Below are 16,080 nucleotides of genomic sequence, written 5' to 3'. Positions count from 1 at the left end.
AACAATTAGCAAAATAAAATCATGAAAATTGTAATCATTGGTGGCACGGGCCTGATCGGCTCCAACGTCACTAAAAAACTTCGCCAGCTTGGCCATACTGTCATAGCAGGATCACCTTCCACCGGTATTAATGCACTCACAGGTGAGGGGCTTTCGGATGCATTGGAAAATACGGATGTGGTCGTTGACCTTTCCAATTCTCCTTCATTTGAGGATGGTCCGGCCATCCAGTTTTTTCAGACTGTGGGCCGCAACATTTTGTCGGCTGAATTGAATGCAGGCATCAAACACCATGTAGTCCTATCCATTGTGGGTACGCACCTGATGGAAGGCATGGGGTACATGCGGGCGAAGAAGATCCAGGAAGACCTGGTAAAAAGCTCCGGTGTGCCCTATACTATCGTCCGCAGTACGCAATTCCAGGAATTTGTACCAACCATTGCCGCGGGAGGCACGCAAGGGGATGAAGTTCATGTTTCGAAGCTCGATTTCCAGCCCATTGCTGCCGAGGAGGTGGCGCTGTTCATTGCCCGTTTCGCGATAGCTGAACCTGCGAATGGAATTGTCGAAATCGCGGGCCCAGTCCGTGGGGCCATGAATGAATTTGTGGAAGCTTATGTGAAGGCAAATGATGCAGGCAAATCGGTGATCGCCAACGACAGCAGTGAATATTTCGGCCTGGCAGTACCGGCATCGACCTTGGTACCGGAAGGAAATGCGTACCTGGGTGAAACCCGGTTTGAGGAGTATCTTCGGTCCCTTTCGCCCCAGGCCTGACAACCTTGCAGTTTTTAGATTGTCTTGATCGTGCACGGTTGGCAGCTATTACCGACCGTGCTTTTAAACAACCTCAATTGTGTATCCCATGAACATTCAAAACGATAGAAGGGCACTGGTAAAATCCCTGCATTACATATCCGGTGTTACATTGTCGGTTTTCATAGCATTTCATTTACTAAACCATCTCTTTGCCCTCGACGGACCAGAAAAGCATATCCAGATCATGGACCAGTTCCGGCTCGTGTATAGGCATCCGGTCGTAGAAACACTGCTATTACTGGTCGTTTTCTTTCAGATTGTTACTGGCATCAGATTGATTTACAAACGGGATGCTCAGGCTATTGCCGAGAAGATCCAGGTGTATTCCGGCCTTTACCTTTCATTTTTCCTCATTGCCCACGTAGGGGCTGTTCTTTCGGCGCGATATATTGAGCACCTGGACACCAATTTCTATTTTGCAGCGGCTGGGCTTAATTACTATCCTGCAACCAGAATTTTTATTCCGTATTACTTTTTGGCTGTGGCCTCAATCAGTTTGCACGTTTCCGCGATTCATTATTTGAAGACAAAATCGAAGGGAGTGGCCGTCAGTATTGCGCTTATCGGGATAGCAACTTCGTTTATCATCGTGCTGGCCTTCACTGATAATTTACGGTGGTTCGACATGCCCCAGCCATATGAGCAGTTCATTCGAGCTTTAATTTGACGCAGTCTCGAAAACTATAAGTGGGTTAGGCCAAAAGATTCTATATAAATGGCCACTAGCCTTTTGAAAGCCATATATGGAGCAAATATGAGCATCCATATAGTTGGAAGCAAATCGCCTTTGCTTTTATGGCAGCCATTTCGGGAGAGCATGTTTGAGAAAAGGTAGATTTAAAACTCTTCAATATTCAAAGATGACGGTGAGATTTACACGTAGCAAAGGTCTCACTAAAAAAATAGCTCTATCGGACCCGCGGTACTTTTCGTTCAATCTTTTAATTTAACCCATTGTAGCTTTAAATAAGATTGACAAGATTGGAAATAATGTTGTTCACATAGGTGATGCGGAGATTCCGGTTGGGGAAATTTTTAAGACGTCTTTTCAGGAATACCTCGCCAAATGGAGCTGAATGAAGGTGCTTGTCTAGTAAATGCTAAAATTGCTTTTGTTGGAGAATTTATGGTCATCAGCACGAGAAGTGTGCGGACAGGATTTGATCGAGCGTTATCCATTGTTGTATAACTAAACGTTATATTAAATATGTCCGGTTCTTAGGAAGAAATAAAATACCAATATATATCACAATCCTTCACAGTCTTTAGCATAATAAGCTGATTGAGAAAAATTCAAATAACTAAGGCAAAAAGAGAAATGTACGTCTGAATACTCCTATTTGTTTTAGAAGAACATTATGTAGGCAAAAGAATTTTTGTCTAGAAACAACATTTTGATAATCAATGTTTACCGCTTCGAAAAAGAGGTAGTATTTCCGAGGTTATATGGCTAGGCAATAACGTCGGAAATACTATTAATGTGATCATGAATAGTCTATAACCATAATCAGCTGACTGTTGTAGGTGTACTTCACTATTATTTGGGCGTTACAGATTCTTTGCCTTCATCTCCTTCACTGCATGATCCACCGCGCGAGCAGAAAGGGCCATATAGGTTAGCGATGGATTTTGTGTGGCCGTTGAAGTCATACAAGCTCCGTCGGTCACGAACACGTTCTTCGCTGCGTGAAGCTGGTTCCACTTATTCAGTAATGATGTTTTAGGATCTTTTCCCATACGAACACCACCCATTTCATGAATGTCGTTTCCAGGGTTACGGCCATTGTCATGCGTACGAATATTTTTGAAGCCTGCTTTTTCAAACATTTCACTCACTTGTGTCATGTAATCCTTAATCATCTTCTCATCGTTGTCGTCATATGCAACCGATATCTTCATCTGAGGAATTCCGAAAGGATCTTTTAAATCTTTCTCCAGCGCCACGTAATTACTTTCCTTCGGTATCGTTTCCCCCATCATGTGAGATCCCACACTCCAGTTATCATATTTAGACTGGGCCAGATTCTCCTTCAGTGATTCACCAAATCCACTTCTGTCAGAATAAGTGCGTCTGTCTGCACCGAATCCTGCTGCGTACCCGCGTAAGAAATCTGTTTCCTGCTGATGTAAATTCCGGAACCGGGGAATGTAGCCACTGTTTGGTCTTTTTCCGTCCGTAGTCGAGTCGAGGAAGCCTTCATATTCGCCAGAAACCGCAGCTCGATAATTATGGAAAGCGATATACTTACCAAGTAAACCGTTGTCATTTCCTAAGCCGTTCGGAAAACGGGATGACACCGAGTTCATCAATATCAGATTGGTATTCAGTGCAGCTGCATTAACGAAAATGATATTGGCATAAAACTCCATCATTTCTTTCGTATTCGCATCTACCACCCGTACGCCTGTCACCTTCTGTTTTTTATCATCATATATTACAGAATGCACAACAGAATGCGGACGCAGCGTCATGTTACCGGTTTTCATTGCCCACGGCATCGTAGATGCATTACTGCTGAAATACCCGCCAAAAGGACATCCACGCTCACACATCACACGGTGCTGGCATTTCGCGCGGCCCTGGTCCAGATGTATTTGTTTCGGTTCTGTAATGTGAGCAGCTCTTCCGATGATGATATGCCGGTCTTTATACTGCTTCGAAACCTGCTCTTTGAAATATTTCTCAACGCAGTTCAGATCATGAGGCGGCAAAAACTCACCATCCGGCAGTGCATCTATCCCGTCTTTATTTCCGGTAATGCCTGCAAACTTTTCTACGTAGCTGTACCATGGAGCAATATCGTCATAACCAATAGGCCATTCTACTGCGAAGTTATCCCGGGCTGGCCCTTCAAAATCGTATTTGCTCCAGCGCTGAGTTTGTCGTGCCCAAAGCAAAGACTTACCACCCACCTGATATCCGCGGATCCAGTCGAACGGGCGATCCTTATCCTGTACGTACGGATGCTCATTGTCCTTCACAAAGAAATGCTGAGACGATTCTTTGAAATTGTAGCAACGGCTCACGATCGGGTTTGCCTCCGTAATTTCCCGCGGCAAACGTTCCCTGTGTTCAAACTCCCAGGGCATCATGTTGGTAGTAGGGTAATCCGTAATATGCTGCACATCACGCCCTCTTTCCAGCACCAGTGTTTTTAGTCCTTTTTCAGTCAGCTCCTTCGCCGACCATCCTCCGCTGATACCTGAGCCGATTACGATGGCATCATAGGTACGCGCTTTTTTACTATCTATATTGAAATTCGCCATTTTGTAAGGGAAATGGGTCAGGGGCAGAGGGCATGGGTTCTAAGTCTTATACCCTCTGCCCTTTACCCCAAACCCTATGCATTATTTTTTCACAGGCACACATCCATGATATCTTGCTGGAATCATTTCATAGTGCGTAATATTTGTCATTACATATTCCGAAGAAGTATAACCCTGAATCGTCAGATTTTTTATCAATCCAAGGAATCCTTTCAGATCAGCGTCGCTGCCTTTGTCTATACCTTCCAGGAGGCTGAGCTGTTGTTGCTTGGTAAGATCTGCATAACTTTTATTGAAGTTCTTTTTGCTGATTGACTCCACCGCATCAAGACCTGCTGATAAGCCTGCCTGCGCTTTTGTATCGTAGCAATCCTTCACCATTTTCTCCACAAATCCACCTACTCCCAGTTCACGAGCGCCAGGTGTATCTGTTTTTGGTATGATCGTTTCTACTACCAGGGCCAGTGTTTCGGCTCTTCCGGCATCCAGGTATCCTACTGCCGATACTGCCTTTGTGTTCCAACCCGATGCCCAGGCTGGCATTACTACCATTGCGCCCATGGCCACGGCCATATTTTTCAGCGCCACACGTCTTTCCATATTTGGTTAATTATAATTGTTAGATATAACTTGAATTTGAAATTTGAGTTATTTACGTTGACATTTCTTAAATTTTAAATCATTTCACTTACAATCAGGTGGAAGAAACAGGAATGCTAGTTGAAATTCAAACTCACTCCAATGCTATATCCTCGAGTCACAGGGTAGTTTCCGACATCAATTCCAAATGCAGCATCTGAAATACCTCCAACAGCGGGATCCAGGCCAGTATACGCAGTGAAAGTGAATAAATTAGATGCAGTAGCCATTATACGAAGATCATTATTAAACAAAGGTTTTGCACCTTGTCTGCGAATTGTAAAACCGAGCGTCAAATGCTGCAGTCTTGCATAAGATCCATTCTCTACATAGTAGGAATTGGCTTGAGTATTAGTACTGAAATTGCTAGCACTTTCAAATATTGGTACTTTTGTGTTTGTTTTGTTTGGTAGCCAGGAATCGCGTACACGGTTGCTAATAGATGCGCCAGTAAAAGATGGATAAAAATCGGAAAACCATCTTTGGTTGTTAAAGATCTGGCTACCTAGCGAAACGTACAAGCTAGTGCTGACATCGAAGCTTTTGTATTTAAGCTTAACTAGGATGCTACCTGTTAACTTAGGGATTGGATTGCCGAGATAGGTTCGGTCAGCGTCGTTGATCTTACCGTCATTATTCACATCCTTGAACCTGAACCGCCCGGGTGCAGCGCCCGATTGAACTGCTGCTGATGATACTTCTTGATGATTTTGAAACAAGCCTGTTACCTTGTAACCATAGAACGACGACAGCGAATGCCCGGGCTCATTGCGGATCACGGGTGTTCCGAGCCGTGTACCTCCGGCAGTGAAATAAGGTACCAGTGGTGCAATGCGTGTGATTTTGTTTTGTAAAAAACTCCCTGATATCTGCACATCATAGCTAAAATCTCTATTTGCTCCACCTTTAGTAGCTAGCGTAAGATCCACTCCCTGATTTCTCATCCTTGCTACATTGACAAAAGGTGCACTCGCCCTCGTTCCAACCACACCAGGAATGGGTACCTGATAAAGAAGATCTCGCGTTTCTTTTCGCCAGATGTCTATAATCGCTTCCAGTTTGTTACCGAAAAATGAAGCGTCAAAACCAGCATTGTAGGTAATACTTGTCTCCCAGCGCGCTTGAGGGTTTCCGATCTGACTGTTATAATAACCGGGTTCAATACTGGTATTCGTTGCACCTAGATCATACCCGTTAGCAGCATTAGATAGATATAAGCTGTATTGATTGGTTGAGCTCAGATAATTGGAACTTCCCATTCTCCCGTAACCAGCACTAAATTTCAGTTCCGTAACCCAATCGATATTTTGCATAAAATGCTCGGAGGAAATCAGCCAGCCAGCCGAAAATGCCGGAAAAATCCCAAACCGGTTTTCTGCACCAAACTGTGAGGAACCGTCGCGTCTTAATACCGCCGTAGCAATGTAACGGTCTTTTAAAATATACCGTGTTTGCCCGAAAAGAGAATAAAAAAGATTGCCCATCGAGCGCCCGCTAGTGACCTGGCGAACGGATCCGGGCATAGTTGTACTAAGTGTAATGTATGCAGGATCAGTAGAAAAAGGATTGATTCCCGAACCGCTAATATTTCTTTCTGCACCAGTATTTAAGGCTTCCATACCAGCGAGGACGCTGATTTCATGTTTGCCGAATTGTTTGTTGAAACGCAAAGTATTGGTGAAAGTCCATGCGAGCCCCAAGCCTGACGCTTCGCCATAAGTGGTATTGGCAATGTTTTCAGAATTCTCATAGGTAGACCTCGTCAGCGTACCTTTGTAGTTGTTAAAATAAGTACCACCGATACTGCTTTTGAATGTCAGAAAGGAGGCGATATCGTATTCTAAAAAAGCATTACCAAAGCCAAAAACGGTGTGGTTAAAATTGTTGGCTGCTGCTTCTCGGCTGGCTACTGGATTCCGAGGGTTGCTGAACCCCGGAGCCGCCGTGCCAGCATATCCTCCGAATGCATTGTAAATAGGAATAATAGGTGCCATCCGGTATGCTGAAAGAATATCGTTTTCATCCGCAGAAACGCTTGGATTATTGTTCAGATTATTTCCCAAAAAACTGCCTACATTACCTTGCTGGCCAGTGGTTGAAATATAGGCGAGTTGAAGGTTCTCTCCGATCCTGATTTTTTTATTGATGCTGTAATCTGTATTGACACGGAATGTGTAACGATTGAAATTATTATTGACCACCATTCCGTCCTGCTTCTGATAACTCGCCCCTATATAGTAACTATTTTGCATTCCTCCACCGGAGAAACTTAACGAATGGCGCATCAGCGCTGCATTGCGGGTTATAGCCCGGAACCAGTCGGTGCCCTTGTGGTTGGCAGGGATAACCAGATAATACGCTCCAGCCTTCGGATCATCATTGTACTTCAGATGCTCGGCATTAAGATCCACAGCCGATGCTGACAGTCCTGAACGGTTCCCCACCAGAAGATAATCCGGTAGTATGGGATTTTCGCCAGCACCATACTGACCATTTGCAAGACCGGTAAAACTGCTTGGGCTAACTAGTCCGCCGGTCTGGAAAATATCATTTCGTCGAGCCTGCCAGGTCCATTCAGCCTGCTCTTGAGGCGAGAGCACGGATAGACCTTTTCCTCTGGTGGTTACTCCGTACAATCCATTATAACTGATCCGCATACCGCTTTTAGATTTACTGCCTTTTCTAGTCGAGATGACGATCACCCCCGCCGCGGCCCGCGCTCCATAAACAGACGCAGCAGCTGCATCTTTCAATACTGTAGTCGATTCAATATCTGCAGGGTTGATAAAACTGATCGTTTGCGTAGGCACTCCATCAACTACATATAAAGGATGATTCCCACCGAAAGAGCCAAATCCACGAATGCGCACTTGGCTTGAAGTGCCAGGCTGACCATTTGTAATGAGTGTCAAGCCGGCAACGCGACCCTGCAACTGCTGCTCCACATTTGCTGACGGAACGCTCATCAAGTCTTGTATTCTAACTGTCGAAACTGCTCCCGTGAACTTACGCCTCTCCTCGCTTAAATATCCGGTGACGATCATTTCATTTAGTAGGTGCGGATCTTCGGCCAGTTGCACAAGAATTGTTTGTTCGTTGTCTATCGATACTTCCATCGATTCGTAGCCGATAGACTTAAATACTAATATTCCTCCCGGTTCGGTTATTTTTAGAATAAACGCACCGTCAGAACCTGCAATGGTGCCGTTAAATGTATTTTTAAGTAAAACAGAAGTTCCAGGCAATGGTTTTCCTTGATTATCAGTTACTTTACCAGTCACCTCTCTTGTTTGCCCGGCGTGGGTTGAGGCCTGCCCGGTCTTCCGTTCAATCTGAGGCGAGTCTTTTTTGTTTTGATATAAAATGTAAACATTTCCGCTGCGCCTGAAACGAATGTTGTGTCGCTTCAGGATTTTTTGCAGAACCTGATCCGGATTATCATTTTTGTTAAAGTTTTGCAACGAACCCAATTTTGCATTTACCAAATCGGTGTCATAATTAAAAGTAACCTGAAATGTAGCAGCAAAACGGCGTAACGTGCTGGCTAGATTTTCCTCCTGCGCGTATAAATCGGTAAGATTGGAAACAACTAGCAGTAAAGTAAAAACCAATCGCACTTGACACATTTCCAGTGCTTGCATTACTTTCATTTTTTGTAAAATGATTATTTCAATAGAAAACCACCTCTCACTGGCTGAACCTGGAAATGATAAATCTCCCCGAGCTGGTTATAAAAATTTTGAATAGAATCCGTGGATACCGAACCCGTAAAGCGTTTTTTCAGGATATCTGGCCGACTAACCTGCGTAACAATGCCGAAGCCGTCTTCCAGTTCTTCGAAGATAGATTGCAAGGTAGCGCCTTCATAAAGTAACTTGCTGCTTAACCAGGTAGTATCGCTCTTTATATTAACCGCAGATTTAACTAACTGACTTGCATTTGCACCTAATGTCGCTTTTTGTCCGGGATTCAGCAGCATTTGCTGTTCTGGCGTTTCCAATCTGACCTTACCTTCCGCGAGCATAACTTCTACCCGCCGTCTGCGATGATTGATATTAAAAACCGTCCCCAGCACATGCACCGCCACACGGCCAGCATGAACTGAAAATCCAACCGATCTGCCCAAAGTCTCTTCTTTCGTTACTTTTAGCAATGCTTCTCCTTCAATATCGAGGGTTCGGCTGAAAATGCCACGTGCGAAGACGATTTTAGAATTTCCATTTAACGTCACCTGAGAGCCATCGGACAACTTCACCGTTTTGAGCTCTCCATAAACTGTGTTGTAGGAAACAGGGCGTGTATATTGCCATACGGCCAAGCCTGCGATCAAAAATATTGCAACACTTGCAGCAGCCAACCAGCGACCATAGGATAGTAGCTGTACCGGCGTTTTTGTAATGGTACTTGGTGTATTTGTAGTCTTCGCACTAATGCGTTCCCAATTAGCGTGTAATTCCTGTTCGTCAAAAACATCTTGTTGCAGTGCGAGTTTCCTGACAATGTGAGCCGCCTCTTCCAAATCCGGCCGTTTATCAGGATGTTGCTCGAGCCACTGATGCCAAAATGCATCGGACGATTCATCAGGATCATTAACCCACTTGATGAATGTGTCGTCTGCTACAAAATCCTGGATCGAAAAACGCTGGTAAGACTGCATATTAAATTTGTAAATTTTTCTGATTGATTTTCCGAAAGATGCTCGACCAAACAGATCTATAAATATAGAAAGATATTTTTTTCTAATTTATTTATCGGTATTTTTGAATCTACTTATATAAATAATTAATTGTACAAAACGCAGGATGTTGCTGCGTCGAAATGCTTATGAAAACTAATCAGGACCGGCAAACACCTTCTGGTGAGGACCATGCAAATCCTGAGGATAAGCAAGCATTATTGTACTGGTCGCTTCTTAAAGAAAACCATCATCATGCGCTTGAGTGGCTATATAAGTGTTATTCACGGGCGCTTCACAACTACGGCTACCGGATAATCACTGATAAAGAATTGGTCAAAGACGCCGTGCAAGACCTGTTTGTGCAAATATGGAACAATGCCAATAAACTTCCAGCCGTCTCATCTGTGAAAGCCTATTTACTTGTGGCACTTCGACGCGAGCTGCTGAGGCGTGTCACTAAGCAGCGGCAATTTGTACAGCATGACTTCGATCTGCCCGAAGAATCCTTCGAAGAACAAATGGTAGAACTTCAAAAAGAAGAAATGATCTCGAAAGGTTTGTCAGGTTTTATCCAAAAGTTACCAACCCGCCAGCGCGAGATCATTTTTCTTAAATATTACAGCGGCCTCTCCACCGAAGAAATTGCCTCCACCATGGGACTTACCCCTGGTTCAGTTTATAAGCTGATTTACAAGGCGCTTGCCAGTTTAAAAGAACTTACCTATGACTGGAAAGTAATCTTAGCCATTCTATTGATCGCACGGCATTTATTATTGCTCGAAGTGGATATTGGTTAGTTTTAATATCTCGTCATTCGGCTTATCGGGTTTGATTGCAAAAAAGTAGATGTCGTGTCTCCCCGTAACCGGTTTTGTTAGGGTGCCGGTCAGCTTTTGAAGAGTATCCCATGAGCCTGTCGGGCCGAACACCACAGTGCTGATCACCGGTCCGGCCTGCGAATCTATACGCACCTGAATATGGCCCTGTTGTCCGGCAGACGCATACTCATAAACAAACCGCTTAATGCCCGTCATATCAACGTTTTTCAAAAGTATATACGATTTGTGTCCGCCCTGAGAAAGGTTATCGCGGAAACGGGCAAAGCCTTTGTAAGCATCTGCGAATGCAGGTTTGACATTTGCGTTCCGCAATTTTACCACATCAACTCCTGTCAGCGGACCTACCTGATTTCCACCGTTATCTCGATATGAGGTCACAATGGTATACTGCCCTTTCTGGTCGCTCGCAGGGTGTTCGGCTAGCTTTATCTGTCCCTGAACAGGCAATGCAGTTACTGCCTTTTTCTGATCGGTAATGGAGAAAATGTAGCGCACCATTTCCTGTGCGTCTTGCGATGAAAGTTGCGGGTGAGCGCTCATGATGTGCTCTTGTCCCCAATTTCCTCCGCCACCGTCGATAATCTTTGCGACCAAAGCTTCAGTGGCGCCGCTTTGTTCCTTATACCGGTTCGCAATTTTGGTAAATGAAGGACCAACCGAGGGCTGGTTCACCGTGTGACAGGCGCGGCAGTCACTGGCGGCCATCAGCTTTTTTCCGAGTGGCTCAGGCTCCTGCAATAAAGAGTTAACATTTTCGGGGATCAGGTTGTGCTGCGTTTCGGGCTGGGGATTATAGCGCATGGTCACCTTTACCCTTTTTGGATCCGTTTTGATATCCTCCCGGTCTTTTACATCTATTTTATAGCTGAAAGGCTTATCATCCCAGAAAAAAGATTTGTTGGAACTTCCAGCAATACGTACCTGAGGCTGAGTGTTTCCGACTCGAACAATCATTGTATCTGAGCTTGTCAAACCTGCCTTATCAGTAACGCGCAATATGGCCGGGTACACGCCTGGTTTTTTGTAGATGTAGGTAGCACTAGGTTTGGTGCTGCCCACTGTTTTGCCGTCAAAAAGCCACTGATACGTGATCTGATCGTCGTCGTCGAGATCGCTGCTTGCTTTGCCATTGAACGAGACGCGAAGAGGCGGTTGGCCGCTCTTCTGTTTTGCCATCGGAAAATCCTTGCGCTCGGATGTCAAAAAAACCGTTTTGTCCACATAAGCTTCCCGCGCAGAGTCCACGATGTACGCTTGTGCGACCGGTGGGCGGTTGCCTGTGTTGTATTCGATTTTTACAAGCCGGGCATCATCATTGTCGGCACCATAGACAGATCCATATTCAAGCATATACATCACACCGTCTTCACTGAATGCCAAATCTATCGGGCGACGGAAATCCCCATTTGCTGCCATGAAAGGTTCGCTACGAAGATAATTTTCTTGCTCATCAAACCGCAAAGCCATTACCCAATTCCGCATCCAATCAAAGACGAAAAGTGCGCCGTCGTAATAATCAGGAAACATGGAAGGATTATTTGATTTTTGGTTAAAAGTGTAAAACTCTCCGACCATCGCGCTTCTTCCTCCTATGCCCAGTTCGGGAAATTCCTCAGAGGCTGAATATGGATACCATATCATCGCTGGCTGCGCGGGAGGTAACTGGTTTAATCCAGTGTTGTTTGGCGAATTGTTAAAAGGTGCTTTTGGATCAAATTTGGGCCCGGATGTTTTTGTCGCAAAATTCCATTTGGCATAAGCTGAATTATTTCCCGAAAAGTAGGGCCAGCCGTAATTCCCTGCCGCTCTGGCCTGATTGAATTCATCGTAACCCATTGGACCCTGCACTCCATCTCTGCCCGCGTCTGGACCAATGTCTCCCCAATATAAAACGGAAGTTTTCGGATTTACAGCAATGCGGTAGGGATTCCGGCATCCCATGACATAAATTTCCGGTAATGTACGCGTGGTACCTGTTGGAAACAGATTGCCTTCCGGAATTGTGTACGTTCCGTCAGATTCCGGATGAATGCGCAGAATTTTCCCTTTAAAATCATTCGTGTTGCCAGAAGAGCGTTGCGAGTCCTGACTGTAAAACTCCTTTCCCTGCCGCTCATCCATCGGTGAATATCCGCCAGAAGGAAAAGGTGTGGAGCTATCGCCGGTCGAAAGGTACAGATTACCCTTCTTGTCCCATGCCAGCGAGCCGCCATGATGCGACCCGCTGTTTTTCTGCACAGGAACTTTTAATAGCACTTTTTCAGAAGCAAGATCAAGGGCAAAATCATTAGATAATGTAAATCGCGAAAGCTGAAATGCCAGGTTTTCTTCGGTAAGCCCAGCCGGCGCGTAGTAGAGATAGAGATGATGATTTCGGGCGAATGCAGGGTCTAGCGCAAGGCCGATCAGACCAGTGCCGCCCATATTTGTAATCGGGAATTTATGGATCAGCCTGGTTTTACCAGATTGGGGATCGAAGACAGATAGGTTTCCAAAAAGCTCCGTGAAGTAAACCTTGCCGTCAGGAGCAATGGTCAGCTCCATAGGTGAATTAAGATCATTGGCAACGACCGTTTTTATAAAACGGTTTTGCTCCGGTGTTACTTTTGCATAGGCTTTTTTATAATCTAGTTTCACATTTTCACCTATTGCGTAGCGGATACCGCCCATTAAATGATCCAAAAAAGCTGGGTCACTGAAGCTTTCGTCAGTATGTCCATTTCCTGTGTAAAATGCGCGCCCTCCATCGAAACTATGGTACCAACTGATCGGGTGCCTGGTGCCATTGGTGCCGCCTTCGTAAGAATTTTCATCCAGTTCGGCTAGCACTTTGATGCCAGAATAAAACGATTTGTAGTTGTACCATTCGTCGGTGCGCTCCCAATGCTCAGGCAGCGATGAAGTAGCAGGATGTGATTTGTCGGTCACCTGCACCATTGCCTTTCTGACATTAGGATTATGCGGATGACTAGCAAAATGAGCCCCCATCAGTTTCCCGTACCAGGGCCAGTCGTATTCGGTGTCGGCCGCAGCATGAACACCTACATACCCGCCGCCAGCCTGTATGTAGCGTTCAAATTGTGTTTGTTGCTCTCCATTCAAAACATTTCCGGTCGTATTCAGCCAGATGACCGCCGCATATCTTTTAAGGTTTCTTTCTGTAAATGCTGTGGCATCCGAAGTGGTATCGGCTATGAAATGATGCTGATGCGCGAGCTGTTGAATGGCTTTAACTCCAAATGGAATAGAGCTGTGATGCCAGCCTTTTGTTTTGATAAAAATCAGGACCCTCACAGGCTCGGCTGATGGTTGGGTGATCATGGCAGAGTAAAGCAGCCACAATGCGCCCAAAAGGAGAACGGAGCCAGATTTTAATTTTAAAAAATTCATAAAGAAAAGGTTAATACTTACCAATCGCGTACTGGATACCGCCTAATAAATGTTTTTGAAAAAACGGATCGTCATAGGCGGTGGGCAAATGGCCCAAAGCCGTGTAAAATGCCCGCCCGCCGTCGAATTCATGTTTCCAGGCAAGGGGGTGATAATCTCCTTCTGTACCTCCTTCGTAGGTCTTTTCATCGGCGCAAAAAAGGACTTCCACGTCCGCGACGCGCTTGTTGAAGTTGTACCATTCGTCTGTCCAATGCCACCTCTCGGGAAGGTGTTTGGTGGAAGCATCTTTACGATTGGTCACATGTACTACGCCTGGAACGGGATTAGGCGGATGACCAGTGAAGACGGCTCCGGTAAGCTTTCCAAACCAAGGCCATTCTTTCTCAGAAGCTGAGGCCGAATGAATGCCGACATACCCGTGCCCGCTGCGAATGTAGCGCTCGAAAGCTTCTTGCTGATCTGCATTTAGCACATCACCAGTCGTCGAAAGCCAGATGACTGCTGCATAATTTTTAAGGTTTTTATCATTAAACAGACCAGCATCTTTGGTGGTATCTACTTCGAAACCATTGGTTTGACCTAGTTTAATAATCGCTTGTATACCATTGGGAATCGATTCATGGTAGTAGCGAAGTGTTTTGCTGAAGATAAGGACTCGCGGTTTGCTTTGTGCAAGACAGGACCAAGTCCCCAACTTCAGAAATAGAAATAGGATAAGTAATTTTCTCATAATTATTTGGTCAATCCAAGTCGACCTATTTTAAAAATCTCTTTTGTAAAATATCCTTTCTAGTAATCGCCTGGCTTCGCCATCCGGATCTACCCGGATTTCACTTTGGTTATCAAATACCATCATGGCTCCGTTCTTTTTTGAGAAATCCGGCCACTGAGGCAGCCCTGAGTGATAAGGAGTTCCAGTACGGGCGAAGTTGAGCCAGGCCTTACTCATCTTCTCTGCAAGCGAGCGGGCCGCATCCCCGCCGCCGGTCATTGTGTCACAACGGTCTGTGTTGGCAAATACAAATGGGATCTCGCTGCAATGAAAAGCTCGGGGGCGATTATCCAATACAGGTGTCTGCCAGGCAAACATATACAGGTAAACCGGCGCGGCATTTTGTTGCGCTTTGCGCTCAGCTTGAAGGTAAGCCAGCGGATTATAAGGAGAAATGTAGGACAGGATTTCCACCGGCTTCACATTCGGATGCACTTTGCGCATGGTTTCGTACACGTGTGTGCCTTTATCGCCAAAGCGTTCGGAGAGCTTTTTACGCAATCCGTTCTCGTCCAGCGACTCCATCGCCGCATTATTAATGCTGGCAGAGGCCTCATTGCGGTTGGTGCCGATCAGCATCGGTATGTGTGCGGAATGCTCCGGCACAACGGCATCAAAAGGATGTGCCGGAATTGTCTTTCCATCCACCACCGGTTGCCAGCCCGCGCGGCCGACTCCTATTGGGAATTGTGTCCCTGACTTTTGCTCAGCAGCAATACCGGCCTGAATAATCTGCTGAACGGAGCATTGGTGAATTTTGTCAATGTTGAATTTATTAATTTGTAATTCATCCAGGACCAGCTTAGCCAGTCCGGTTGCATATTCGGTAGTGGCCACTTGTACAGTGGAGCTGCTTTGAGATATCGCTTTATGAAAAAGTCCCTTCGCCGAAGGTACTGCCATCAGCGTGGTCACTTTGGCTGCCCCGCCAGACTGGCCAAAGATTGTCACATTGCCGGGGTCGCCCCCAAAACTGGTAATATTGTTCCGAACCCATTCCAGCGCCGCAACAAGGTCAAGAATACCCACATTGCCGGAATGCGCGTAGGCATCACCATAGTCAGCCAGATGCAAAAAACCAAAGGTATTGAGCCGGTGATTGACCGACACAACTACCACATCACCCAGCCGGCTCAGATTTTCACCATCATAAGAAGGATGCTCCTGCGCTGAGCCTGAGAAAAATGCCCCACCGTGTATCCAGAACATTACGGGGCGCTTTTTATGATCATTAACAGCCGGTGTCCAGATATTTAGTCGAAGGCAATCTTCCCCCTGAAAACCATCATTCCATTGATAAAGAAACGCATACTCTTCCATCCCCCAGCCTTTGTTAGGTTTTTGCGGACAGACAGGACCATAAGTGAATGTATCTCGGATTCCCTTCCAGGCGACTGGTTTGGCTGGCGGCATAAACCTGGCTTTGCCGGCCGTGGTCGCTCCGTAGGGGATACCTTTAAAATTGTAAGTTTCTCCGTGCACATAGCCGCGCACGTTACCATATTCAGTTTCCACCACGGCCAGGTTTTGTGAAGCCCGGACGGTATCGGCCCGGGGCGCTTGCGCCGCACCCTTCTTTTCAAAAGGTGCGGGCGCAAGTCCCAATGCCGGGATGCCTAATGTAATGTTTTGCAGAAAATCTCTCCTGCTATTGTTAACTCCACCAAACATAC

Annotated in this window: 10 protein-coding genes; 3 read left to right on the top strand and 7 right to left on the bottom strand. The window is 45.7% G+C overall.

Going from position 1 to position 16,080, the window contains the following annotated elements:
* Positions 1-21: 21 nt before the first annotated feature.
* On the top strand, positions 22-777 hold the full coding sequence (locus AC1XUE_RS15690) for an SDR family oxidoreductase (RefSeq protein WP_483356928.1): 756 nt from the start codon (positions 22-24) through the stop codon (positions 775-777).
* Between the two features lie 88 nt (positions 778-865).
* Entirely contained in the window at positions 866-1,486 is a 621-nt protein-coding gene (locus tag AC1XUE_RS15685) for a hypothetical protein (RefSeq protein ID WP_483356927.1), read from the top strand.
* An 881-nt stretch (positions 1,487-2,367) separates the two neighbouring features.
* On the opposite strand, the gene AC1XUE_RS15680 is transcribed toward AC1XUE_RS15685, so the two are convergent.
* From AC1XUE_RS15680 to AC1XUE_RS15665, 4 genes are all read right to left on the bottom strand, one after another.
* On the bottom strand, positions 2,368-4,086 hold the full coding sequence (locus AC1XUE_RS15680; RefSeq protein ID WP_483356926.1) for a GMC oxidoreductase: 1,719 nt from the start codon (positions 4,084-4,086) through the stop codon (positions 2,368-2,370).
* 81 nt (positions 4,087-4,167) lie between these two features.
* The gene (locus AC1XUE_RS15675) at positions 4,168-4,686 is read right to left on the bottom strand and encodes a gluconate 2-dehydrogenase subunit 3 family protein (protein ID WP_483356925.1); all 519 of its coding nucleotides are present in this window, start codon (positions 4,684-4,686) and stop codon (positions 4,168-4,170) included.
* A gap of 116 nt (positions 4,687-4,802) precedes the next feature.
* On the bottom strand, positions 4,803-8,375 hold the full coding sequence (locus tag AC1XUE_RS15670) for a SusC/RagA family TonB-linked outer membrane protein (protein ID WP_483356924.1): 3,573 nt from the start codon (positions 8,373-8,375) through the stop codon (positions 4,803-4,805).
* A 14-nt stretch (positions 8,376-8,389) separates the two neighbouring features.
* On the bottom strand, positions 8,390-9,382 hold the full coding sequence (locus AC1XUE_RS15665; RefSeq protein WP_483356923.1) for a FecR family protein: 993 nt from the start codon (positions 9,380-9,382) through the stop codon (positions 8,390-8,392).
* A 167-nt stretch (positions 9,383-9,549) separates the two neighbouring features.
* On the opposite strand from AC1XUE_RS15665, the gene AC1XUE_RS15660 reads away from it, so the two are divergent.
* Positions 9,550-10,200, top strand: a complete 651-nt coding sequence (locus AC1XUE_RS15660) for an RNA polymerase sigma factor (RefSeq protein ID WP_483356922.1) — start codon at positions 9,550-9,552, stop codon at positions 10,198-10,200.
* Here the strand turns inward: AC1XUE_RS15660 and AC1XUE_RS15655 are convergent.
* From AC1XUE_RS15655 to AC1XUE_RS15645, 3 genes are all read right to left on the bottom strand, one after another.
* A complete protein-coding gene (locus AC1XUE_RS15655; RefSeq protein WP_483356921.1) occupies positions 10,174-13,632 on the bottom strand; it encodes a ThuA domain-containing protein in 3,459 nt (1,152 codons plus the stop codon). The genes AC1XUE_RS15660 and AC1XUE_RS15655 overlap by 27 nt on opposite strands.
* Before the next feature lie 10 nt (positions 13,633-13,642).
* Positions 13,643-14,329, bottom strand: a complete 687-nt coding sequence (locus tag AC1XUE_RS15650) for a ThuA domain-containing protein (RefSeq protein WP_483356920.1) — start codon at positions 14,327-14,329, stop codon at positions 13,643-13,645.
* A 66-nt stretch (positions 14,330-14,395) separates the two neighbouring features.
* Positions 14,396-16,078, bottom strand: a complete 1,683-nt coding sequence (locus AC1XUE_RS15645) for a carboxylesterase/lipase family protein (RefSeq protein WP_483356919.1) — start codon at positions 16,076-16,078, stop codon at positions 14,396-14,398.
* Positions 16,079-16,080 lie beyond the last annotated feature (2 nt).

Source organism: Dyadobacter sp. HNCC25DJ187 (assembly GCF_056895255.1).
This window is presented reverse-complemented; position numbering and strand designations above follow the sequence as displayed.